21 protein-coding genes are annotated in these 22,398 nt (G+C 72.7%); 11 read left to right on the top strand and 10 right to left on the bottom strand.

The window, feature by feature from the left end:
- Nucleotides 1-2: 2 nt before the first annotated feature.
- The gene (locus ACZ7LK_RS31395) at nucleotides 3-1,829 is read right to left on the bottom strand and encodes a BACON domain-containing protein (protein ID WP_471144581.1); all 1,827 of its coding nucleotides are present in this window, start codon (nucleotides 1,827-1,829) and stop codon (nucleotides 3-5) included.
- A gap of 198 nt (nucleotides 1,830-2,027) precedes the next feature.
- On the opposite strand from ACZ7LK_RS31395, the gene radA reads away from it, so the two are divergent.
- The gene (gene radA, locus ACZ7LK_RS31400) at nucleotides 2,028-3,437 is read left to right on the top strand and encodes a DNA repair protein RadA (protein WP_392275339.1); all 1,410 of its coding nucleotides are present in this window, start codon (nucleotides 2,028-2,030) and stop codon (nucleotides 3,435-3,437) included.
- A 225-nt stretch (nucleotides 3,438-3,662) separates the two neighbouring features.
- Complete coding sequence (disA, locus tag ACZ7LK_RS31405; protein WP_031077317.1) at nucleotides 3,663-4,787, top strand: DNA integrity scanning diadenylate cyclase DisA; 1,125 nt, start codon at nucleotides 3,663-3,665, stop codon at nucleotides 4,785-4,787.
- Nucleotides 4,788-4,872: 85 nt separating this feature from the next.
- On the opposite strand, the gene ACZ7LK_RS31410 is transcribed toward disA, so the two are convergent.
- Nucleotides 4,873-5,715, bottom strand: coding sequence for a hypothetical protein (locus ACZ7LK_RS31410; RefSeq protein ID WP_392275340.1), 843 nt, complete (start codon nucleotides 5,713-5,715; stop codon nucleotides 4,873-4,875).
- 135 nt (nucleotides 5,716-5,850) lie between these two features.
- Between ACZ7LK_RS31410 and ACZ7LK_RS31415 the strand changes: the two genes are divergently transcribed.
- The 6 genes from ACZ7LK_RS31415 (at nucleotide 5,851) to cseC (ending at nucleotide 11,025) form a co-directional block, all read left to right on the top strand.
- Nucleotides 5,851-6,516 (top strand): phosphatase PAP2 family protein, encoded by a 666-nt coding sequence (locus tag ACZ7LK_RS31415; RefSeq protein ID WP_392275341.1) that lies wholly within the window; start codon nucleotides 5,851-5,853, stop codon nucleotides 6,514-6,516.
- A 25-nt stretch (nucleotides 6,517-6,541) separates the two neighbouring features.
- Entirely contained in the window at nucleotides 6,542-7,465 is a 924-nt protein-coding gene (locus tag ACZ7LK_RS31420; protein ID WP_471144582.1) for an HhH-GPD family protein, read from the top strand.
- Nucleotides 7,466-7,645: 180 nt separating this feature from the next.
- Nucleotides 7,646-8,230: a SigE family RNA polymerase sigma factor gene (locus ACZ7LK_RS31425; protein WP_392275343.1), complete on the top strand. Its 585-nt coding sequence runs from the start codon at nucleotides 7,646-7,648 to the stop codon at nucleotides 8,228-8,230.
- A 56-nt stretch (nucleotides 8,231-8,286) separates the two neighbouring features.
- Nucleotides 8,287-8,919 (top strand): hypothetical protein, encoded by a 633-nt coding sequence (locus tag ACZ7LK_RS31430; protein ID WP_392275688.1) that lies wholly within the window; start codon nucleotides 8,287-8,289, stop codon nucleotides 8,917-8,919.
- Nucleotides 8,920-8,986: 67 nt separating this feature from the next.
- Nucleotides 8,987-9,700 carry a two-component system response regulator CseB gene (cseB, locus tag ACZ7LK_RS31435; RefSeq protein ID WP_392275344.1) on the top strand — a complete coding sequence of 238 codons (714 nt, stop codon included), beginning with the start codon at nucleotides 8,987-8,989 and terminating at the stop codon, nucleotides 9,698-9,700.
- Nucleotides 9,697-11,025 (top strand): two-component system sensor histidine kinase CseC, encoded by a 1,329-nt coding sequence (gene cseC / locus ACZ7LK_RS31440; RefSeq protein ID WP_392275345.1) that lies wholly within the window; start codon nucleotides 9,697-9,699, stop codon nucleotides 11,023-11,025. Before cseB ends, cseC begins: the two co-directional genes overlap by 4 nt.
- Before the next feature lie 81 nt (nucleotides 11,026-11,106).
- Here the strand turns inward: cseC and ACZ7LK_RS31445 are convergent, their stop codons facing one another.
- Nucleotides 11,107-12,789, bottom strand: a complete 1,683-nt coding sequence (locus ACZ7LK_RS31445) for an MDR family MFS transporter (protein ID WP_471144583.1) — start codon at nucleotides 12,787-12,789, stop codon at nucleotides 11,107-11,109.
- Nucleotides 12,790-12,891: 102 nt separating this feature from the next.
- On the opposite strand from ACZ7LK_RS31445, the gene ACZ7LK_RS31450 reads away from it, so the two are divergent.
- Complete coding sequence (locus ACZ7LK_RS31450; protein WP_392275347.1) at nucleotides 12,892-13,455, top strand: TetR/AcrR family transcriptional regulator; 564 nt, start codon at nucleotides 12,892-12,894, stop codon at nucleotides 13,453-13,455.
- A gap of 3 nt (nucleotides 13,456-13,458) precedes the next feature.
- On the opposite strand, the gene ACZ7LK_RS31455 is transcribed toward ACZ7LK_RS31450, so the two are convergent.
- The gene (locus tag ACZ7LK_RS31455; protein WP_392275348.1) at nucleotides 13,459-14,190 is read right to left on the bottom strand and encodes a M23 family metallopeptidase; all 732 of its coding nucleotides are present in this window, start codon (nucleotides 14,188-14,190) and stop codon (nucleotides 13,459-13,461) included.
- A gap of 501 nt (nucleotides 14,191-14,691) precedes the next feature.
- Between ACZ7LK_RS31455 and dacB the strand changes: the two genes are divergently transcribed.
- The gene (dacB, locus tag ACZ7LK_RS31460; protein WP_471144584.1) at nucleotides 14,692-16,269 is read left to right on the top strand and encodes a D-alanyl-D-alanine carboxypeptidase/D-alanyl-D-alanine endopeptidase; all 1,578 of its coding nucleotides are present in this window, start codon (nucleotides 14,692-14,694) and stop codon (nucleotides 16,267-16,269) included.
- Between the two features lie 56 nt (nucleotides 16,270-16,325).
- On the opposite strand, the gene ACZ7LK_RS31465 is transcribed toward dacB, so the two are convergent.
- Nucleotides 16,326-18,851, bottom strand: coding sequence for an ATP-dependent Clp protease ATP-binding subunit (locus tag ACZ7LK_RS31465; RefSeq protein ID WP_392275350.1), 2,526 nt, complete (start codon nucleotides 18,849-18,851; stop codon nucleotides 16,326-16,328).
- A gap of 430 nt (nucleotides 18,852-19,281) precedes the next feature.
- Between ACZ7LK_RS31465 and ACZ7LK_RS31470 the strand changes: the two genes are divergently transcribed.
- Nucleotides 19,282-19,857 (top strand): SCO3374 family protein, encoded by a 576-nt coding sequence (locus ACZ7LK_RS31470; RefSeq protein WP_471144585.1) that lies wholly within the window; start codon nucleotides 19,282-19,284, stop codon nucleotides 19,855-19,857.
- Here ACZ7LK_RS31470 and ACZ7LK_RS31475 read toward each other — a convergent pair.
- The 5 genes from ACZ7LK_RS31475 to ACZ7LK_RS31495 all read right to left on the bottom strand — a co-directional run bounded on the left by ACZ7LK_RS31475 (nucleotide 19,836) and on the right by ACZ7LK_RS31495 (nucleotide 22,178).
- A complete protein-coding gene (locus ACZ7LK_RS31475) occupies nucleotides 19,836-20,171 on the bottom strand; it encodes a histone-like nucleoid-structuring protein Lsr2 (RefSeq protein ID WP_392275352.1) in 336 nt (111 codons plus the stop codon). The two genes, ACZ7LK_RS31470 and ACZ7LK_RS31475, sit on opposite strands and share 22 nt — an antisense overlap.
- Before the next feature lie 135 nt (nucleotides 20,172-20,306).
- Entirely contained in the window at nucleotides 20,307-20,858 is a 552-nt protein-coding gene (locus ACZ7LK_RS31480) for an amino-acid N-acetyltransferase (RefSeq protein WP_392275353.1), read from the bottom strand.
- A gap of 9 nt (nucleotides 20,859-20,867) precedes the next feature.
- A complete protein-coding gene (locus tag ACZ7LK_RS31485) occupies nucleotides 20,868-21,299 on the bottom strand; it encodes a BlaI/MecI/CopY family transcriptional regulator (protein ID WP_469462147.1) in 432 nt (143 codons plus the stop codon).
- 98 nt (nucleotides 21,300-21,397) lie between these two features.
- Complete coding sequence (locus ACZ7LK_RS31490) at nucleotides 21,398-21,586, bottom strand: hypothetical protein (protein ID WP_392275355.1); 189 nt, start codon at nucleotides 21,584-21,586, stop codon at nucleotides 21,398-21,400.
- Between the two features lie 13 nt (nucleotides 21,587-21,599).
- A complete protein-coding gene (locus ACZ7LK_RS31495) occupies nucleotides 21,600-22,178 on the bottom strand; it encodes a hypothetical protein (protein WP_392275689.1) in 579 nt (192 codons plus the stop codon).
- Nucleotides 22,179-22,398: the final 220 nt, after the last annotated feature.

The raw sequence follows: 22,398 nt of genomic DNA on the forward strand, positions 1-22,398 counted from the left end.
GGCTAGCCGGGCGGCGGGGCCGTCGACGGGTCGGCCGTGGGCGGCGGGGTGTCCGTGGGCGTGGGGTCGGGGGACGGCGGCGGGGTCGAGGGCGGCGCGGACGCGGAGGGCGTCGGCGTGGGGTCCGGGGACGGCGGCGGGGTCGTCGCCGGTGTGGACGGGGTGGGGGTGTGCGGGGCGGGGCCCGGGTGGGACGGCGGGCGGGGCGCCCCGCGGCCGTCGATCTCCACCACGGCGCCCGCCGGGTCGACGCCCACGCGGGCGGTCCAGTCGCCCGACGGTTCGCGGGTGTGGTCGACGGTGACGTACACCGTGACCGACCGGCCCGGGGCGAGGGTGCCGGAGGCGCGGCTGGCGTAGAGCCAGGGGGCGTCCGTCCACAGGGACCAGGCGACCGGTGTGCCGCCCGACGCCGTGAGCGTGAGCATCGTCGAGTCGCCGCCGGACGGCTGCGCCGTGACCGTGATGCGGCCGGGGCCCGGGCGGCCGGGTGCGGCCGGCGGAGGGGGCGTACCGGTACTGATGACCTCGACGGAGACGTGCGACGAACCGGCGGCGGGACGGCGGGCGCGGTCGGTCCGCGCGCTGCCCGCGTTCTCGTAGTGGTCCGGCCGGCTCTCCGCGCCGTTCCCGCGCGGGTCGCCGACCGCGGCGTCGGCGGCGCTGACCGTCACACCGTCCCGCCCCTCCCCGGTCACCGGCGCCCCCCGGTAGGCGGCCCACAGGGCGAGCACCGGCGCGGCGACCACGGTGGCCACGACCGTGGTGGTCACCGCCCGGGCGCGCATCCGGTCGCGGCGGGCCGCGTGGTCCCTGGGGTCCAGCGGGAAGCCGTCCCGCCCGAACCGCGGTCCGCCCGCCCGGGCGCGCGGCACGTGCAGCATCGCGACGTACGCCGCCGCCCTCGGCGCCTCGACCAGCGGCAGCTCGGCGGGCGTGACGGACGAGCCGGGCCACGGCCCGCCGGCCCCGGCGCGCTCGGCGGCGCGGCGGCAGCGCGGGCAGTCGTCGACGTGCCGGACGAGCTCCCGGCGGAGGGTCGCGGAGAGCAGCAGCTCGTTGTCGCCGGTGAGCCGGGCGACGGCCGGGCAGGTGCCCGTCTCGACCACGGCGAGGGCGGCCCGGGTGCGCTCCACCTCGCAGGCGGCGGCGGAGAGCAGCTCGCGGGTGGCGGACACCTCCATGCCGAGGACGGCGGCCACCTGGGGGGCGTCGAGGCGGTGCCGTACGGCCAGCTCCAGTGCCTCGCGCTGCTCGGGGGTGGTGCCGGCCGCCTCGGGCCAGGCGAGCAGGGCCAGTTCCCGGCGGCGCGCCTCGGAGGTCCCGGGCGGTACGCGCGGGGCGTCGGCGGCGGGCGCGGTGAGGGGCGGGGCGGAGGGGGCGGAGGGGGCGGAGGGGGCGGAGGCCGGGCCGGGCGCGGGAGGGCCCGTGGGCGCCGGGTCGTGGCCCGAGGCGGGGGGCGGGGCGGGGGCGGGGCGCGCGGCGTGCGCCCCCTGGCCCTGCTGTCTGCGCCGTCTGCGCTGCTCGGCCAGCTCCCGGAGGCACGCCCAGCGGGCCAGAGCGTACAGCCAGGCCTTCCGCTCCGGGTCGCCGCCGGGGCACCGCCCGAACTGCCGCTCGGAGACGGCCAGTACGTCGCCCAGCACCGAGGTGGCCGCCTCGTGGTCGCAGAGCACGGACAGGCAGTACGTGAACAGGCCGTCCAGGTACGCCTCGTACCGGGCGGGCGGGCGCTGGGCCAGGGTGCGGGGCCCGGACCGGGGCGCGCGGCGCCGTGCCCGGTGTGCGCCGGTGGTGTGCGTGGGAGTTTCCAGCCTGCTGCTCGTCACCCGGCGACCGTAGGCAGTGGAAGGCACACCCTTCGTACCCCTTCCACACTTTTAATCCTTACGGGTGAACGTATCCCTCAAAAGGGGACAGGAAGCGCAGATTCCGCGCCGGTCACCCTCCCACGCCCCTGATGCCCCCGCCGCCCCGCCAGCCCCGCGCGGGCAGGGTTGTCAGTGGGGACCGCTACGGTCTTCCGCATGGCTGCCCGTACGAAATCCGCCAAGGACAGGCCCTCCTACCGCTGTACCGAGTGCGGCTGGACGACCGCCAAATGGCTCGGCCGCTGCCCCGAGTGCCAGGCCTGGGGGACGGTGGAGGAGTACGGCGCGCCCGCGGTCCGCACCACCGCGGCGGGACGCGTCTCCACCGCCGCGCTCCCGATCGGCCAGGTCGACGGCCGGCAGGCCACGGCCCGGACGACCGGGGTGGACGAGCTGGACCGGGTCCTGGGCGGCGGCCTGGTGCCGGGTGCCGTCGTCCTGCTCGCCGGCGAGCCCGGCGTCGGCAAGTCCACGCTCCTCCTCGACGTGGCGGCGAAGGCGGCGAGCGAGGACCACCGCACGCTCTACGTGACCGGCGAGGAGTCCGCGAGCCAGGTCCGGCTGCGGGCCGACCGGATCGGCGCGCTCGACGACCACCTGTACCTGGCGGCGGAGACGGACCTGTCGGCCGTCCTCGGCCACCTGGACGCCGTCAAGCCCTCGCTCCTCGTCCTGGACTCCGTACAGACGGTGGCCTCCCCCGAGATCGACGGGGCCCCGGGCGGCATGGCGCAGGTCCGCGAGGTCGCCGGCGCGCTCATCCGCGCCTCCAAGGAGCGCGGCATGTCCACCCTGCTCGTCGGGCACGTCACCAAGGACGGTGCCATCGCGGGCCCCCGCCTGCTGGAGCACCTCGTGGACGTCGTCCTGTCCTTCGAGGGCGACCGGCACGCCCGGCTGCGGCTGGTGCGCGGCGTGAAGAACCGGTACGGGGCGACGGACGAGGTGGGCTGCTTCGAACTGCACGACGAGGGGATCACGGGGCTGGCCGACCCCTCGGGCCTCTTCCTCACCCGCCGCGCGGAAGCCGTGCCCGGCACCTGCCTGACGGTCACGCTGGAGGGCCGCCGCCCGCTGGTCGCCGAGGTCCAGGCGCTGACCGTCGACTCCCAGATCCCGTCGCCCCGGCGGACCACGTCCGGCCTGGAGACGTCACGCGTCTCCATGATGCTGGCCGTCCTCGAACAGCGCGGCCGGATCACCGCCCTCGGCAAGCGGGACATCTACTCCGCGACGGTCGGCGGGGTGAAGCTGTCCGAACCGGCGGCCGACCTCGCGGTGGCGCTGGCGCTGGCCTCGGCGGCGAGTGACACCCCGCTGCCGAAGAACCTGGTCGCGATCGGGGAGGTCGGCCTCGCCGGCGAGGTGCGGCGGGTGACGGGCGTCCAGCGGCGCCTGGCCGAGGCGCACCGGCTGGGCTTCACGCACGCGCTGGTCCCGGTCGACCCGGGCAAGGTCCCGGTGGGCATGACGGTCACCGAGGTCGCCGACATGGGCGACGCGCTCCGGGTCCTCCCCCGCTCGCGGCGCCGCGCCCCGGCGCGGGAGGAGGCCCCCCGGAGCTGACGCCGCCACCCGCGGCGCCGCGCGTGGCCGTGCGGCCGGCCTGGCAGCGGCCGGCGGGCCGGGGGCGCCGCCCACCGGGCCCGGAAGCGGCCGCACCGGCCGGCTGCGGGGGCCGCGCCCGGGCCGGGCGATTACGGGGCGGACCGGGCGGGAGCCCGACGGGTCGGGACGGGGTCGCTAGACTTTGCCCAGGTCTCGCCCATCCGTACGAGCCGGAGGAGTGCAGTGGCAGCCAAGGACGGGGCAGCAGCTCCCGGAAAGTCCGGCGCGGGCTCCGGCAATGAAGCGCTGATGCGCGCATCCCTGAGCGCGGTCGCGCCGGGTACGTCGCTGCGCGACGGTCTGGAGCGCATCCTCCGCGGGAACACCGGTGGTCTCATCGTCCTCGGCATGGACAAGACCGTCGAGTCGATGTGCACGGGCGGGTTCGTCCTGGACGTGGAGTTCACCGCGACCCGGCTGCGCGAGCTGTGCAAGCTCGACGGCGCGCTCATCATCGACAAGGACATCACCAAGATCCTCCGGGCCGGCGTACAACTGGTCCCGGACGCGTCGATCCCCACCGAGGAGACCGGCACCCGGCACCGCACCGCGGACCGGGTGTCGAAGCAGTGCGGGTTCCCCGTGGTGTCCGTGTCGCAGTCGATGCGCCTGATCGCGCTGTACGTCGACGGTGAGCGCCGCGTGCTGGAGGAGTCGGCCGCGATCCTCTCCCGCGCCAACCAGGCCCTCGCGACGCTGGAGCGGTACAAGCTCCGTCTGGACGAGGTCGCCGGCACGCTCTCCGCGCTGGAGATCGAGGACCTGGTGACCGTCCGGGACGTCACGGCCGTCGCCCAGCGCCTGGAGATGGTGCGCCGGATCGCCACCGAGATCGCCGAGTACGTGGTGGAGCTCGGCACCGACGGCCGGCTGCTGGCCCTCCAGCTGGACGAGCTGATCGCGGGCGTCGAGCCGGAGCGGGAGCTGGTGGTGCGCGACTACGTGCCGGAGCCCACCGCCAAGCGGTCCCGTACGGTCGCCGAGGCGCTCACCGAGCTGGACGCGCTCAGCCACGCCGAGCTGCTGGAACTGCCGATCGTGGCGCGCGCCCTGGGATACACCGGGTCGCCGGAGGCGCTCGACTCGGCGGTCTCGCCGCGCGGCTACCGGCTGCTGGCGAAGGTGCCCCGGCTGCCCGGGGCGATCATCGAGCGGCTCGTGGAGCACTTCGGCGGCCTCCAGAAGCTGCTGGCCGCGAGCGTGGACGACCTCCAGACGGTCGACGGGGTCGGCGAGGCGCGGGCCCGCAGCGTACGGGAGGGGCTGTCGCGGCTCGCCGAGTCGTCGATCCTGGAGCGGTACGTCTAGGGCGTGTCCCAGGTCGTGTCCGCAAAGTCCCGCCTGTCCCGCCCTCCGGGCGGACGCCGGTACTTCACGGACACTCCCTGGCGCGTCAGTCCTTGGTGAGGGTGAACGACGCGGGCATCACCTTGGCGCCCGGCACGGTCGCCTCGACCAGGTAGGTGCCGGGGCCGGCGGGTGCCGCGGGCGGGGTCGCGCACCGCGGGGCGCTGGGCCGGCGGTCCCACTCCAGGGTGTGCGTGACGCTTCCGCCGGCCGGGACGCGCAGCAGCAGCGTGCCGGAACCGCGGGGGCAGTCCTTCGACGACCAGACCTGGTCGGCCTCGTCGTCCTTGATGCTCAGCACGGCGGTCCCGGGGCCGAGGTCGGCCTTGCAGGTGGTGGCCGAGGTGTTGCGGGCGACGAGCTGGAAGCGGGGCTTCTCGCCGGGCGCGTAGCTCACCTTGGCGCTGCGCAGCGTCAACTGGAGCGTGCCGGGGGCGCAGTTGGGGAGCGGGGAGTTCGCCGGGACCTGCTCACCGGAGCTGGTGCCGCCGGCTCCGCCGCCGCCGGTTCCCGCACCGGTGCCGTCGCCCGCTCCGGCGCCGGAGCCGCCGCCCGTGCCGCCGCCCGTGTCCGAACCGGGGTCGCCGTCGCCCGGTGACGTCGTGTCACCGTTCTTGCCGCCGTCGTCGCCCTCGCCGGGGCCCGACTCGTCGCGTCCGCCCGGCTGTTCGCTGATCGCCGCTCCGGGACGGGAGGGTCCCGGGGTGATGGAGGTGGCGGGAGCGGCCCCGTCGGAGCGGTCGCCGCCCTTCTTCCCGTCGCCGTCGCCGGAGCTGACGAACCATACGATCAGCAGCGCGAGCAGCGCGACCAGGCTCGCCGCGACTGCCCTCCGTCGCCAGTAGATGGAGGAGGGAAGCGGCCCGACCGGATTGCGCAGAGATCCCACGGACCGAACTGTACGAGAGATCGCCGCCAACTCCCGCCCCACCCGCCGCCCGTGCACCAAGTTTTGCCGATGATCACACTCGAACGACCGGGCTCCGGTCGGGCGGGCTCCGGGGGCCAGGTACCGTCCGTAACCATGAGTCAGGACCTCTATCGCGACATCACCGACCTCGCCCATGACGCACCGGGCTGGTTGCAGCTCGTCGCCGAGCTGTGGACGGAGGCCGGCCTGCTGCTGTTCGGCGTGCTGTTCCTGGCCGGCTGGTGGCGGGCGCGGCCGGCCACGGGCCGTGCCATGGCGCTCGCCGTCCTCGCGCCGCTGGGCACCGCGTTCGGGTACGTGGTCAGCGAGCTGCTGAAGTCGGTGGTGGACGAGGAGCGCCCGTGCCGGGCGGTCGCCGGGGCCGCGGCCTCGATCGTGGAGTGCCCGCCGTACGGCGACTGGTCCTTCCCGAGCAACCACTCGGCCATCGCGGGTGCCGCCGCGGTCGCCCTCGCGCTGGCCTGGCGCCGGATCGCCTGGCTCACCGTGCCGATGGCGCTGCTGATGGCCTTCTCGCGGGTGTTCGTCGGGGTCCACTACCCGCACGACGTGGCGGCCGGTCTGGTGCTGGGCGCGCTGATGGCGGTCCTGTTCGTGAAGCTGCTGACCGGGCCCGTGCGGGCGCTGACCGACACCATGCGGACGAGCCGGTCCGCCCTGGCCGCGTGGCTCGCCGGGCCGGGGCCGGCCGTTCCCGTGGCGGGCGCGGGCCGGGCCGCGAGCCGGCGGCGCCGGGAGCCGATGCACCGCCGCTCCTGAGATACGTGCCAGGATCGGGGGTGCCATGACTGCGATCCCCTCTTCTCCCGAGACCAGGCCCGGATCCGGGCCCGACGCCGCCGCCCTGCACGCGCCGGTGCTCGCCTGGTTCGAGCAGAACGCCCGCGACCTTCCCTGGCGCCGCCCCGAGGCGGGTGCCTGGGGGGTGATGGTCAGTGAGTTCATGCTCCAGCAGACGCCGGTCGCCCGGGTGCTCCCGGTGTACGAGCAGTGGCTGGCCCGCTGGCCGCGTCCGGCGGACCTGGCCGCCGAGGCCCCCGGCGAGGCGGTGCGCGCCTGGGGCCGGCTCGGTTACCCGCGCCGGGCGCTGCGGCTGCACGGCGCGGCGGTGGCGATAACGGAACGGCACGAGGGTGACGTACCGAGCGACCACGCCCAGTTGCTGGCCCTGCCGGGCATCGGCGAGTACACGGCCGCGGCGGTGGCGTCGTTCGCGTACGGGCAGCGCCACGCGGTGCTGGACACCAATGTGCGGCGGGTGTTCGCCCGGTCGGTGACGGGCGTGCAGTACCCGCCCAACGCCACCACCGCCGCCGAGCGGAAGCTGGCGCGGGCGCTGCTGCCGGACGACGAGGGCACGGCGGCCCGGTGGGCGGCGGCGTCCATGGAGCTGGGCGCGCTGGTGTGCACCGCCCGGAACGAGGACTGCGCCCGCTGCCCGATCGCCGAGCGGTGCGCCTGGCGGCTGGCGGGCAAGCCCGCCCACGACGGCCCGGCGCGGCGCGGCCAGACGTACGCGGGGACGGATCGCCAGGTGCGCGGCCGGCTGCTGGCGGTCCTGCGGGAGGCGGTGACCCCGGTGGAGCAGGCGGCGCTGGACGCGGTGTGGCACGAGCCGGTGCAGCGCGCCCGCGCCCTGGACGGCCTGGTCGCGGACGGTCTCGTCGAGCCGCTGGACGGCGGGCGGTACCGGCTCCCGGCGGGCTGAGGGCCCCGGCCGGCGGGGTTCCGCGGGCCGCCCCCCGCTGTGTAACACCATCGCTGTTACACAACCGATGGCCAGCCGTGCGTCCGCCGACGGTCTGTGCGGACAGGCCCGTGACACGAGCTCCGTAGCGTCTCCGACGTAAAGACCAGCGGGGAAAACGGGGATCGGAGGCGGTTCGGGATGTCGCACGGCGAGGTGCTCGAATTCGAGGAGTACGTACGCACACGGCAGGACGCTCTGCTGCGCAGCGCCCGGCGCCTCGTCCCGGACCCGGTGGACGCGCAGGACCTGCTCCAGACGGCGCTGGCCCGGACGTACGGCCGCTGGGACGGCATAGCGGACAAGAGCCTCGCCGACGCCTATCTGCGCCGCGTGATGATCAATACGCGTACGGAGTGGTGGCGCGCCCGCAAGCTGGAGGAGGTGCCGACCGAGCAGCTCCCCGACGCGTCCGTCGAGGACGCCACCGAGCAGCACGCCGACCGGGCCCTGCTGATGGACATCCTGAAGGTGCTGGCGCCCAAGCAGCGCAGCGTCGTGGTGCTGCGGCACTGGGAGCAGATGAGCACCGAGGAGACCGCCGCCGCGCTCGGCATGTCGACCGGTACGGTGAAGTCCACGCTCCACCGGGCGCTGGCCCGCCTCCGCCAGGAGCTGGAGAGCCGGGCCGTCGACGCCGACGCCCGCGTCCTGGAGCGTGACGGCCGTGCGGAGCGTGCGGCCGGACGCGGCCACGAACGGGGGCGGGAGCGGTGCGCGGCCTGAGCGCCAGACACAGCGGGAGCGGTACGGGCGGTATCCGGGCGGCGGGCACCACGGCGATGGCGGTGGCCGCCGCCATCGGGCTGCTTACGGCCGGGTGCTCCACCGGCGGTACGGGGACGCGCGACGAGGGCGCGGCCCGGGCCGACCAGGGCACGCCGTCGAGTGCGCCGGCTCCCGCGTCATCCGCGTCGTCACCGGTGAAGAAGGTGGACGCGGTCCAGTTGATCATGAACGATCCCAAGGTCAGCGGGCGGGTCAAGGACGACCTCAAGCCGTGCGTGGCGGACGCCTACCCGGTCGACACCTCCTACGGCACCCTGACCGACTCCGGTACGCCGGACGTCGTGGTGAACGTGCTGACGTGCGGTGACGCGGTGGGCGTCGGGACGTACGTGTACCGGCTCGGCGACGCGAAGGACGAAGCCAAGGGCACGGCGTACGAGAATGTGTTCTCGCTGGAGGAGCCGGCCGTCTACTCGACGATCGACCGGGGGGACCTGGTCGTCACCAAGCAGGTGTACGCGGAGGGCGACCCGGTGTCGTACCCCTCCGGCGAGGACGTGATCACCTACCGGTGGGCGGGGAACAAGTTCTCCGAGCACGACCGGGTGCACAACGAGTACAGCAGGACGGCCGGCGACGGCGGCATCGACGGTCCGGCCGAGCCGACCGCGCCCGGCAAGGGCTGAGCGTCCGGCGGGGGCCGGGCGTCCGGTGAGAGTACGAGCAGACGAGAGAGCACGGAGAGAAGCGCCGATGGCGGAGACCCATGTCCTGTTCGTGGAGGACGACGACGTCATCCGTGAGGCCACCCAGCTCGCCCTGGAGCGCGACGGCTTCGCGGTGACCGCGATGCCGGACGGGCTGTCCGGCCTGGAGTCCTTCCGGCAGCGGCAGCCGGACATCGCGCTGCTGGACGTGATGCTGCCGGGCATGGACGGCGTGAGCCTGTGCCGGCGCATCCGCGACGAGTCGACCGTGCCGGTGATCATGTTGTCGGCGCGTGCCGACTCGATCGACGTGGTGCTGGGCCTGGAGGCCGGTGCCGACGACTACGTCACCAAGCCCTTCGACGGCGCCGTGCTGGTCGCGCGGATCCGTGCCGTGCTGCGCCGTTTCGGGCACGCCGGCGGGTCCGCGGGCGGGAGCGCCGGGGACGGGGACCGGGGCGGGCCGGGGCAGGGCGGGGTGCTGTCCTTCGGTGACCTGGAGGTGGACACCGACGGCATGGAGGTCCGCAAGGGGGGCGCCCCGGTGGGCCTGACCCCGACGGAGATGCGGCTGCTGCTGGAGTTCTCCTCGGCGCCGGGCACCGTCCTGTCGCGCGACAAGCTGCTGGAGCGGGTCTGGGACTACGGCTGGGGCGGGGACACGCGGGTCGTGGACGTCCATGTGCAGCGGCTGCGCACCAAGATCGGCCAGGACCGGATCGAGACGGTCCGCGGCTTCGGCTACAAGCTCAAGGGATGAAGCCACCCGCCCTGCGCACCGGTGTCCGGTGGAAGATCTCGATCGCCATCGCCGCGGTGGGCGCCCTGGTCGCGGTCGCGCTGAGCCTCGTCGTGCACAACGCCGCCCGGGTCTCGATGCTCGGCAACGCGCGGGACGTGCAGATGGAGCGGCTGATGTTCGCCCAGCGGATGTACGAGTCGGCGAAGCCGAAGACGGATCCGAAGTTCGGGGCGAAGCTCAACGACCCGGCGCTGCCGCGGGAGCTCGACGAGCTGATGCGGGAGCGGCGGCGCGGGACGTACGTACAGGAGCACGCCGAGGGCCCGCCGGACGTGTGGGCCGCCGTGCCGCTGGGCAACGGGGACGTGCTGTCGCTGCACAGCCCGTTCGCCAGCCGCAGCACGACGATCATGAAGGACCTGGACGAGGCGCTGGTCGTCGGCTCGGTGTCGGTGGTCTTCGGCGGGTGCGCGCTGGGGGTGCTGATCGGCGGGCAGTTGTCGCGCCGGCTGCGCAAGGCCGCCACGGCGGCCGGGAAGGTCGCCCAGGGCAACACGGACGTCCGGGTCCGGGACGCCATCGGCGGTGTCGTACGCGACGAGACGGACGAGCTGGCCCGGGCGGTGGACGCCCTGACGGACGCGCTGCACGAGCGGATCGAGGCGGAGCGGCGGGTCACGGCGGACATCGCGCACGAGTTGCGGACGCCGGTGACGGGGCTGCTCACGGCCGCAGAGCTGCTGCCGCCGGGCCGGCCGACGGAGCTGGTGCGGGACCGGGCGCAGGCGATGCGCACGCTGGTCGAGGACGTGCTGGAGGTGGCCCGGCTGGACAGCGCGTCGGAGCGGGCCGAACTCCAGGAGATCGCGCTCGGGGAGTTCGTGGAGCGCCGGGTGGTGGCGATGGACCCGGACGCCGTGGTGCGGGTGGTGCACGAGTCGTGGGTGAACACCGATCCGCGCCGGCTGGAGCGGATCCTGGGGAACCTGCTGGCCAACGCGGCCAAGCACGGCAAGGGCCCCGGGCCGGTCGAGGTCACGGTCGAGGGCCGGGTGGTGCGGGTCCGCGACCACGGGCCGGGCTTCCCGGAGGCGCTGTTGCGGGAGGGTCCGAGCCGTTTCCGTACGGGGGCGAGCGACCGCGCCGGGCACGGTCACGGCCTGGGCCTGACGATCGCGGCGGGCCAGGCGCGGGTGCTGGGCGCGCGGCTCACCTTCCGCAACGCGGCGCCCACGGGTACCGCCCCGGGGGCGGGGGGCGCGATCGCGGTGCTGTGGCTCCCGGAGCACGCTCCCACGGCGACGGGCAGCTTCCCGATACTCCAGTTCCCGGGCGCGCCCTGAGGAGGCGGCTCCCGTACGCCATGACGGCGGTGGCCCCCGGTGCGCTCGGGCACCGGGGGCCACCGCCGTCGGGCGAGGGGGTCAGACGGCCGTGTCCGCGAGCCGCCCGTCCTTGCGGTCGCCGTCGCCGCGGGCGTTGTCCTCGCCGTCGCCGTCGCCGCGGTCGCCGTCCTGGCGTGCCGCGGGTTCCCCGGCGGCCGTCTCCGGCGCGTCCGGTCCGGCGGCGTCGGCGGGCTCCGGCCGGGGGCCCGCGCCCTTCAGCGGGACCTCCTTGACGAACAGGGCCGCCAGGAAGCCGAGGACCGCGACCGCCGCGCCGACCAGGAAGGCGACGTGCGTCCCGGACGACACCGCGAACTGGTACGCCTCGCGCACCGGGTCCGGCAGCTTGGCCAGGGCGTCGGCGGTGAGCTGGGCCGACTGCTGCGTGGCCGCCCCGCCGCCGCGCGCCGCCATCTCGTCCTGCACCCGGCCGGTGAACAGCGCGCCCATGATGGCCACGCCGAAGGACGAGCCGAGCGTGCGGAAGAGGGTGGTGGCGGACGAGGCGACGCCCATGTCCTTCATCTCGACGCTGTTCTGCGCGACGAGCATGGTGATCTGCATCAGGAAGCCCATGCCCGCGCCGAGGACCGCCATGTAGACGCCCGAGGTCAGGCGGGAGGTGCCGGTGTCCATCTGCGAGAGCAGGAAGAGACCGAGGACCATCAGCGCGCCGCCCGCGATGGGGAAGACCTTGTATTTGCCGGTGCTGGTGGTGACCCGGCCGGCGTACAGGGACACGACCATCATGGCCAGCAGCATCGGCAGGAGCAGCAGGCCCGAGTTGGTCGCGGAGGCGCCCTGCACGGACTGCTGGTACAGCGGCAGGAAGAGCGTGGCGCCGAACATCACGAAACCGGTGAGGAAGCCGATCACCGACATGAGGGTGAAGTTGCGGCTGCGGAAGATGTGCAGCGGGATGATCGGCTCGGCCGCGCGGGTCTCGACGAAGAGGAAACCGGCGAGGGCGGTGACACCGATGGCGATGAGTTCCATGATGACGGCGGAGTCCCAGGCGTACTCCGTGCCGCCCCAGGTGGTGACCAGGACGATCGAGGTGATGCCCACCGTCAGGAGGGCCGCGCCGAGGTAGTCGATGCGGGTCCGGCCGGTGCGCTCCTTCCTGGGGAGGTGCAGGACGGCGGTGACCATGGCGAGCGCGACGGCGCCGAGCGGCAGGTTGATGTAGAACGACCAGCGCCAGCCCCAGTGGTCGGTGATGGTGCCGCCGACGAGCGGCCCGCCGATCATGGCGAGGGCCATGACTCCGGCCATCATCCCCTGGTACTTGCCGCGCTCCCGCGGCGGTATGAGGTCGCCGATGATGGCCATGACGCCGACCATCAGGCCGCCCGCGCCCAGTCCCTGCACGGCCCGGAAGCCGATGAGCTGGCCCATGTCCTGGGCCATGCCGCTGAGCGCCGAGCCGGCCAGGAAGATGACGATCGAGGTGAGGAAGGTGCCCTTGCGCCCGTAGAGGTCGCCCAGCTTGCCCCAGATGGGGGTGGAGGCGGCGGTGGCGAGGGTGTACGCGGTGACCACCCAGGACAGGTGGGCGAGGCCGCCCAGTTCCCCGACGATCGTCGGCATCGCCGTACCGATGATCATGTTGTCCAGCATGGCCAGCAGCATCGCGATCATCAGCGCGAGCAGGACGACGCGCACACTGCGCGGCGCTTTCTCCTCCGCCGCTGGCGCCGCCTTCTCCAAGGGCTCCGACATGTTTCCCACTCCCGTTACTTACTTGCCGCCCGGCTAGTTACTACACTGGGGAAGGTAGACCCGTCACTAGCCGGGCGTCAAGTAAGTTTTCGGGAGCGGACCATGGCCAGAGGCAACACCCGTCAGCGCATCCAGGACGTGGCCCTCGAACTCTTCGCCGAGCACGGCTACGAGAAGACGTCCCTCCGCGAGATCGCCGAGCGCCTGGACGTCACGAAGGCGGCGCTGTACTACCACTTCAAGACCAAGGAAGACATCGTCATCAGCCTCTTCCGCGATCTGACGCGGCCGATCGACGAGCTGATCGACTGGGCCGAGCAGCAGCCGCGCACGCTGGAGACCAAGCAGGAGATGCTGCGCCGCTACCACGCGGCGCTCATGGGCGCGGCGCCGCTCTTCCGCTTCATGCAGGAGAACCAGGCGACCGTGCGCGACCTGAGCATCGGGGAGACGTTCAAGGAGCGCATGATCACCTTGACGCGGCTGGTCCAGGAGCCGGACTTCAGCATGGCCGACCGGGTGCGCTGCATCAGCGCGCTGTTCACGATGCACGCCGGGATGTTCTTCATGCAGCACGTCGACGGCGACCCCGAGGAGAAGCGCGAAGCCGTCCTCGAGGTCGCCGTCGATCTGGTGACCAGGGCCCACCAGGGCCCGCGGGGCTGAGCGTCAGATGACGACGCCCTCGGAGCGCAGGAACTTGGCCGGGTTCAGCGCGGAGCCGTAGTTCGGGGTCGTACGGATCTCGAAGTGCAGGTGCGGGCCGGAGGAGTTGCCGGTGTTGCCGGACCGGGCGATGGTCTGGCCCGTCTTCACGGTCTGGCCGAGGTGCACGTTGATCTTCGAGAGGTGCGCATACTGGGAGTACGTGCCGTTGGCGTGCTTGACCACGATGGCGTTGCCGTACGCCGAGCCGTCACCGCCGCCGCGCGGGCCGGCCTTGACGACGGTGCCGGAGTGGGCGGCGTGGACCGCGGTGCCCACCGGCACGGCGAAGTCCTGGCCGCTGTGCTTGTGGGACCACATGGCGCCGCCCTGGTTGAAGCTGGCGGTCAGGGTGTAGCGGGCGACGGGCTTGACCCAGGACGACGCCTTCTTGGCGGCGGCCTTCTTCGCCAGGGCGGCCTTCTTGGCGGCGTTGGCGGCGGCGGCCTTCTTGGCGGCCGCCTTCTTCGCGGCGGCGGCCTTGACGGCCTTCGCCTGGGCGGCCTGGGCGGCCTTGGCCTGCTCCGCCTGCACCTGGGCCTGGGCGGCCACGGCGGCGGCGGGACCCGCGGCGGGGATCGTCTTGCTGTCGGCGGCGACGGCGGCACCGCCTCCGAACACCATCGACGCTCCGATGCCGGCGGCGGCGAGGGCGACGACGGCGTTACGGGTGGGGTGCTGGACGCGCTTCGACATACGGGGAAGTCCTCCGGACAAGAGCGGACCCGACGCGAAGGGCGCGCCGGGCGGTTGGACTCATCCTTGGTAACCCGCCCACCCATCCCACCTCAAACCACCCATCTACGACATCTGGTCGTAGAGCGTGGGGTGTGACGTGGACTCTTGACGCCCCGCCCGGATCCAGGCAGCAAGTCCGAAATGTCCTGTGAAAGTAAGGTTTACCCCCTTGGCGACCCCGGCCACCTGCCGCATCGCGCCCGGCTCACCGCCCTCCGCGAGGACACCCGCGCTCCCGGCCCCCTCGGGAGCCCCGGGAACGGCGCCTCCTACCCGGGCGAACGCACTATTCCACCTAGTACCGCCCAAAACGCCTGTGCGCCTTGTCACGGCCACGAGCCCGGAACCCGGCCCCGTCCGGCTTCCGGCGGCCCTCGCGGCGTCACCTTCCGGCTGCCCGTCCGGCCGGGAGCGCGGGCCTCCTTCCCACCCCCCGCCCCCTCCGCCATCCTCCTCAGCATGAGCAGACACGTGATGCGCGTGACAGCCCTCGCCCTGGGCCTCGCGGCCCTCGTCCCGCTGGCCGGCGCCGTCCCCGCCGGGGCCGGGCCGTCCGGCACCGGCCTGAAGGACGCCATCGACACGATCCTCACCGACTCCCGGCTCGACGGGGCCGCGGCGGGTGTGGTCGTCGCCGACGCCGGCACCGGCGACACCCTCTACCAGCACGACGGCGGTGACCGCCTCATGCCCGCCTCCAACACCAAGCTCGCCACCTCCGCCGCCGCCATGGCGCTGCTGGGCCCCGACCACCGCTTCCGCACCGAGGTGCTGTCGGCCGGCCGTGTCCGGGGCGGGGTCCTCCACGGCGACCTGTACCTGCGCGGGACGGGCGACCCCACCACCCTCGCCAAGGACTACGACGCGCTGGCCGCCCGGGTCGCCGGCTCCGGGATCCGGCGCGTGACCGGGCGCCTGGTCGCCGACGACACCCGGTTCGACACCGAGCGGCTCGGCCGGTCCTGGGCCGCCGACGACGAGTCCTCGTACTACTCGGCGCAGATCTCCCCCCTCACGGTCGCGCCCGACACCGACTACGACTCCGGCACCGTCATCGTCGAGGCCGCCCCCGCCTCCGGCCCCGGCGCGCGCCCGCTGATCACCCTCACCCCCGCCACCGGCTACGTACGGATCGACAACCGTGCCACCACCGTCCCCACCGGCCGCCCCGACACCCTCACGGTCCAGCGGGAGCACGGGACGAACGTCATCACCGTCACCGGCGAGATCCCGCTCCAGGCCTCCCCCACCAGGGAATGGGTCACCGTCTGGCAGCCGACCGGCTACGCCGCCGCCGTCTTCGCCGACGCGCTCGCCGCCCACGGCGTACGCCTCGACGGGCCGACCCGCCCGGGCCGCCCCACACCCCCCACCGCACGGCTGCTGGCCACGCACGAGTCCATGCCCCTCAAGGACCTGCTGCGGCCGTTCATGAAGCTGTCCAACAACATGCACGCCGAGACGCTCACCAAGGCCATCGGCCACCGGACGTCCGGCCGCGGCACCTGGGGCGCGGGCCTCGCCGCCATCGACGCGTACCTGCGGAAGGAGGGCGTCCGCACGTCGGCGGTCCGCCAGGCCGACGGCTCCGGGCTGTCCCGGATGAACCTCTTCCCCGCCGCCGAGCTCACCCGGCTGCTCCTCGCCGTCCAGGACGCCCCCTGGTACGCCGACTGGTACGCGGCCCTGCCCGTCGCCTGCGCCCCCGACCGTGCCACCGGCGGCACGCTGCGGACCCGGATGTGCGGCACCCCGGCCGCCCTGAACACCCACGCCAAGACGGGCACCCTCACCGGGGCGTCCGCCCTCTCGGGGTACGTCACGGACGCCGGCGGCCGGCGGCTCGTCTACTCGATCGTCCTCAACAACCACCTGGCGTCGTCGGTGAAGGGCGTCGAGGACGCGATCGTCGTCTCCCTGGCCCGGTCCGACACGGCCGGGGGCGTCATCCGCGCCGTCCGCCCGGCCCGCTCCCGGGCGGCCACGGAGGCGGACGCCGGCCTCGAATGCTCCTGGCGCAAGCCGCGGCCCTGCTGAGAACGCGAAAGGGGCTGCCCCGTGGGGCAGCCCCTCTCATTCAGCGGTACGGGCGCTTACGCGTCCTTCGACAGGTTCGGACCGGCGCCGCCGGCGGCCTGCTCGATCGGGGGGACGTCCGGCAGGGCGGACTTCTCCTCGCCGCGGAAGGTGAACTTCTTCTCCTCACCCTCGCCCTCGGTGTCGACGACCACGATGTGACCGGGGCGCAGCTCGCCGAAGAGGATCTTCTCCGACAGGATGTCCTCGATCTCGCGCTGGATCGTCCGGCGCAGCGGCCGGGCGCCCATGACCGGGTCGTAGCCGTGCTTGGCGAGGAGCTCCTTGGCGGAACCGCTGAGCTCGATGCCCATGTCGCGGTCCTTCAGGCGCTCGTCCACCTTGGCGATCATGAGGTCGACGATCTGGATGATGTCTTCCTGGCTGAGCTGGTGGAAGACGACCGTGTCGTCGACGCGGTTGAGGAACTCGGGCCGGAAGTGCTGCTTCAGCTCTTCGTTGACCTTCGCCTTCATCCGGTCGTAGCCGGTCTTGACGTCGCCCTGGGCCGCGAAGCCCAGGTTGAAGCCCTTCGAGATGTCCCGGGTCCCGAGGTTGGTCGTCATGATGATGACCGTGTTCTTGAAGTCCACGACCCGGCCCTGGGAGTCGGTCAGGCGACCGTCCTCCAGGATCTGGAGCAGAGAATTGAAGATATCGGGGTGGGCCTTCTCGACCTCGTCGAAGAGGACGACGGAGAACGGCTTGCGGCGCACCTTCTCGGTGAGCTGGCCGCCCTCTTCGTAACCCACGTATCCGGGCGGGGAACCGAAGAGGCGGGAAACCGTGTGCTTCTCGCTGAACTCCGACATGTCGAGGGAGATCATCGCGTCCTCGTCGCCGAAGAGGAATTCGGCGAGCGTCTTGGACAGCTCGGTCTTACCGACACCGGACGGGCCGGCGAAGATGAACGAGCCACCGGGGCGCTTCGGGTCCTTCAGGCCGGCACGCGTACGGCGGATCGCCTGCGACAGGGCCTTGATGGCGTCCTTCTGGCCGATGACGCGCTTGTGGAGCTCGTCCTCCATGCGGAGCAGACGCGAGGACTCCTCCTCGGTCAGCTTGAAGACCGGGATGCCGGTGGCGGTCGCGAGGACCTCGGCGATCAGCTCGCCGTCGACCTCGGCGACGACGTCCATGTCGCCGGCCTTCCACTCCTTCTCCCGCTTGGCCTTCGCCGCCAGCAGCTGCTTCTCCTTGTCGCGGAGGCTCGCCGCCTTCTCGAAGTCCTGGGAGTCGATCGCGGACTCCTTGTCCCGGCGGACACCCGCGATCTTCTCGTCGAACTCGCGGAGGTCCGGCGGCGCGGTCATCCGGCGGATGCGCATCCGGGAACCGGCCTCGTCGATCAGGTCGATCGCCTTGTCCGGCAGGAAGCGGTCCGAGATGTACCGGTCGGCCAGGGTGGCGGCCTGGACCAGCGCCTCGTCCGTGATGGAGACCCGGTGGTGGGCCTCGTAACGGTCGCGCAGGCCCTTGAGGATCTCGATGGTGTGCGGCAGCGACGGCTCCGCGACCTGGATGGGCTGGAAGCGGCGCTCGAGGGCGGCGTCCTTCTCCAGGTACTTGCGGTACTCGTCCAGCGTCGTGGCACCGATGGTCTGGAGCTCACCACGGGCGAGCATCGGCTTGAGGATGCTCGCGGCGTCGATCGCGCCCTCGGCGGCGCCCGCACCCACCAGGGTGTGGAGCTCGTCGATGAACAGGATGATGTCGCCGCGGGTGCGGATCTCCTTGAGGACCTTCTTCAGGCGCTCCTCGAAGTCACCGCGGTACCGGGAGCCGGCGACGAGCGCGCCGAGGTCCAGGGTGTAGAGGTGCTTGTCCTTGAGGGTCTCGGGCACCTCGCCCTTGACGATGGCCTGCGCCAGGCCCTCGACGACCGCCGTCTTGCCGACGCCGGGCTCGCCGATGAGGACCGGGTTGTTCTTGGTCCGGCGGGACAGCACCTGCATGACCCGCTCGATCTCCTTCTCGCGCCCGATGACCGGGTCGAGCTTGGACTCACGGGCGGCCTGGGTGAGGTTCCGGCCGAACTGGTCGAGGACCAGGGACGTCGAGGGCGTGCCCTCGGCAGGACCACCGGCGGTGGCAGCTTCCTTGCCCTGGTAGCCGGAGAGCAGCTGGATGACCTGCTGCCGCACCCGGTTGAGATCGGCGCCCAGCTTCACGAGGACCTGGGCGGCGACGCCCTCGCCCTCGCGGATCAGGCCGAGCAGGATGTGCTCGGTGCCGATGTAGTTGTGGCCGAGCTGAAGGGCCTCGCGGAGCGACAGCTCCAGGACCTTCTTGGCACGGGGCGTGAAGGGGATGTGCCCGGACGGGGCCTGCTGGCCCTGGCCGATGATCTCCTCCACCTGCTGGCGGACCGCCTCGAGCGAAATCCCGAGGCTCTCCAGGGCCTTAGCGGCGACACCCTCACCCTCGTGGATAAGGCCCAGGAGGATGTGCTCGGTGCCGATGTAGTTGTGGTTGAGCATCCGGGCTTCTTCCTGAGCCAGGACGACAACCCGCCGCGCGCGGTCGGTGAACCTCTCGAACATCGTTAATCGCTCCTCAGAGCGGTCAGGCAGTAAGGGGTCGGTCCCCTCCCTGTCCTTCCGCAGCTTAGTCCCGCAAGCGGGGACCGCTCATTCCAACTGCCGACACCCGTCTCTGGCCTCCTGACCCGAACGCCGACAAATGCTCCAACCCAATGGTCCGAGACGATGTTCCCGCAGGCCAGGCACTTACCCTCACCGGCAGTACGCCGATGGCGAACGTGAGACGCCCGGATCCCGCGTGTCGCCCCTCCTCACTAGGAATGTCTTACCCGTAAGCAGGGACACTCCATGCGGCGGACACCGGTTCCCTCAGCTACGGGCGAACACCCTTGCGTCGCACCCTCCCCCTGAGCCCCACCCCGAGAAACACGCAGCGTACCGATCTCGACGCGTTCCGTAACTTTCGGTACGGGTCACGAGTTCCCCGGTCATGGCCTCCACCCTTCCCCTCCCGGCACCCCGTTCACCGTTCGCCCGTGCCGGCGTCGCGCGGTGGTACGAGCACGAGCTCGGCTGGGCCACGGCGGAGGGACGCGCGGGTGATCCGGTGGAGCTGCTCACGGGGCTGCGCTTCGACGTCCTGGAGCTGCCGGCCGCCGCCGGGTTCGCCGTACTGCGGCGACTGGGCGGCCGGGGTCCGGTCGCCGTGGCGGGAGGCAGGATGCGGCTGCTGGTGGCCGCCGGCGCGGCGGACGAGCTGCCGGGGCTGCTGGACTGGCTGGAGTGGGGCGGGATCGCCCTGGACCTGGCCGTCCTCGGCGCCGGCGACCGGACGTCCGCTCCGATTCCCCCAGGATGGAGCGGGTCCGGCTCGCCCGGCGCCGCCTCGTGGCTGCGCCCCCCCGAACCCGGGCGCGAAGTCGAGCCGACCCTTCCGGCCATGCCGGCCGTGGGGGGCGGAACCGGTGCCTCCAGTCTGGTGCGGCTCGTGGACGCGGCGGCATCGGAATGCCACCGGGTCCGACTGCTCGGTGCGGACCGCACTCAGCGGTTGGCGTCCTCGTAGGCCTGCTTGATGTCCGCGGGCACCCGGCCGCGGTCGTTCACGTTGTAGCCGTTCTCCTTGGCCCACGCGCGGATCTTCGCGGTGTCGGGGCTGCCGCTCGTGGCGGCCCTGCCCTTGCCACGCCCGGCGGAGGCGCGGCCACCGGTACGCCGGCCGCTCTTGGTGTACGGCTCGAGCAGACCACGGAGCTTGTCCGCATTGGCGGTGGTGAGGTCGATCTCGTAGGTCTTGCCGTCCAGAGCGAACGTCACCGTCTCGTCCGCCTCGCCACCGTCGAGGTCGTCGACAAGAAGGACCTGAACCTTCTGTGCCACCGGATTTCCTTTCATCGAAAATGCAGTACGCGGAAAGGAAACCGCTTTTCCCTGGAAAACACAAACCCCTGGGAGAGGTTCAGATCCCCGAGAGCACGGGAAACGTGCGCGATTCGGACATAGGGTGCCGCCGGCTCACAGGTGCAGAAGCATCCGACTGTTACCCAAGGTGTTCGGCTTCACTCGTTCGAGACCGAGGAACTCGGCGACGCCCTCGTCATAGGAACGGAGGAGCTCGCTGTAGACATCTCCGTCGACCGGGGTCTCGCCGATCTCGACGAACCCGTGCTTCGCGAAGAAGTCCACTTCGAAGGTCAGGCAGAAAACCCGGCGGACGCCGAGCCAGCGGGCGGTGTGCAGCAACTTGTCGAGCACGTGATGACCGATGCCGGCCCCGGTGAACTCGGGATCGACGGCGAGAGTGCGCACTTCGGCGAGGTCTTCCCACATCACGTGCAGTGCGCCGCAGCCGACGACGGTGCCGTCCGCGTCGCGTTCCGCGACCCAGAACTCCTGGATGTCCTCGTAAAGCGTGACGGGCGCTTTGTCGAGGAGGATGCCTTCGGTGACGTACGGATCGACGAGTCGGCGGATCGCCTGCACATCACCGGTCCGGGCCCGGCGTACGGTCACGGCTTTCACGGGGCCGGGGGACGTGGGCCCGGAGGCCGCGGAGGAGGACGACATGAGTGGACGCTATCGCCCCGTCCCCGCGTCCCCCTCGTCGGCCCGGTGTCCTTCCGGTTCTTCGCCGCCCTGTTCCGGGGTGTCCCGTTGCACGATCCGGACGGCGTCGTTGAGCGCCTCTCGCTGCTCGGACGACATCATGCCGAAGAAGGCCACGAGAGCGGCGGCGGGGTTGTCGCTCTTCGACCAGGCCTCGTTCATCAGTGCGGCCGAGTAGGCGGCCCGCGTGGAGACCGCGGTATATCGATAGGCGCGGCCCGAGACTTCCCGGCGCACCCAGCCCTTCTGATGGAGATTGTCCATTACGGTCATGACGGTGGTGTAGGCGATGGACCGTTCCTGCTGGAGATCCTCCAGGACTTCCCGGACGGTGACGGGCCGGTTCCATTGCCAGACGCGTGTCATGACGGCGTCTTCGAGCTCTCCCAATTGACGGGGCACACTGCCACCATAGTGGGAGATGTCGGAATAACTGGCTATTGACAGAACAAAAAGGGCGTACGACGGGTGGTCGTACGCCCTGGGCGGTGGAGGGGTGGTCAGGCCCGGCCGGGCTCGGCGCCCGCCTCCGCCTGGCGGGCGGCCTCGACGCGCGCGAGGGCCGCGTCCACGGCCGCGTCCTCCTTGGCCTTGTTGGGGCCGCCCTGGCTCTTGACGATCGTCACGACGAGGCCGATGAAGAAGGCGGCCATCACCACGGGCGGCAGGAGCGCGGATACGTATTCCATGCCACCAGGGTAGCTAGCCGGCGGCCCGCTCCTCGGCCGGGGGCGGCGCGGCGGGTCGCCGCCGGGGCGGGAAGACCTCGGACGGTTTGGGCACCGGGCGGTCGGCGGGCGGCGGGGCGGGGCGGGGGTCGGGCGAGGGCCGGGGCTTCGGCTCGTCGGCCCCGTGGACGCGGCCGCCGGGAAGGGCGAGCAGCCGGGTGCGGGGCGCGGGGGTGACGTGGCGGCCGGCGAGGCGGGCCCGCACGGAGTGCTCGGCCAGCGTCCGGCAGCGCGCGAGGAGGGCGGCGCCGACGGGGGTGCCGCGGAGGGTGCGCAGGGCGGCGAGGTCCTCGGGGCGGGGGTCGTAGCCGGCGGCGAGGGCGTCCTGGAGCAGTTCCAGGTACCCGGCGGCCGAGCCGGGCAGCGCGTCGCGGTAGCGGGCGAGGTCGGCGAGGAGGAAGGCCCGCATCCGGCCGGCCTCGCGGACTGCTTCGTCCACGGAGCCGGCGAGTCGCAGGCAGTCCTGCACGTCTTCGTCGTCGAGGGGCGTGGGGTGGAGGGCATGGGCGAGGGCGCGTCGGAGCACACGCAGCTCGTCTGCGCCGAACGCCAGGCCGCCGCGGGATCCGTAGGGCGTGGGCATGGGCCGACGATACGTGCTAATCGGACAAAATTCGCTTATCGACCACCCCGGGCGCGTTGCCGTACGGGGCCTGCCCGGACCCGTCTCTCGCGCCGTCGTGGGCAGGCGTCCCGCAGGGCGGGACGGGTGGGCACGACGGACCGCGGGCGGTGCCCGTTCCGGGTGCCCACCGGGGCGGCGCCCTTCCGGC

This window comes from Streptomyces sp. NPDC039423, assembly GCF_055598725.1.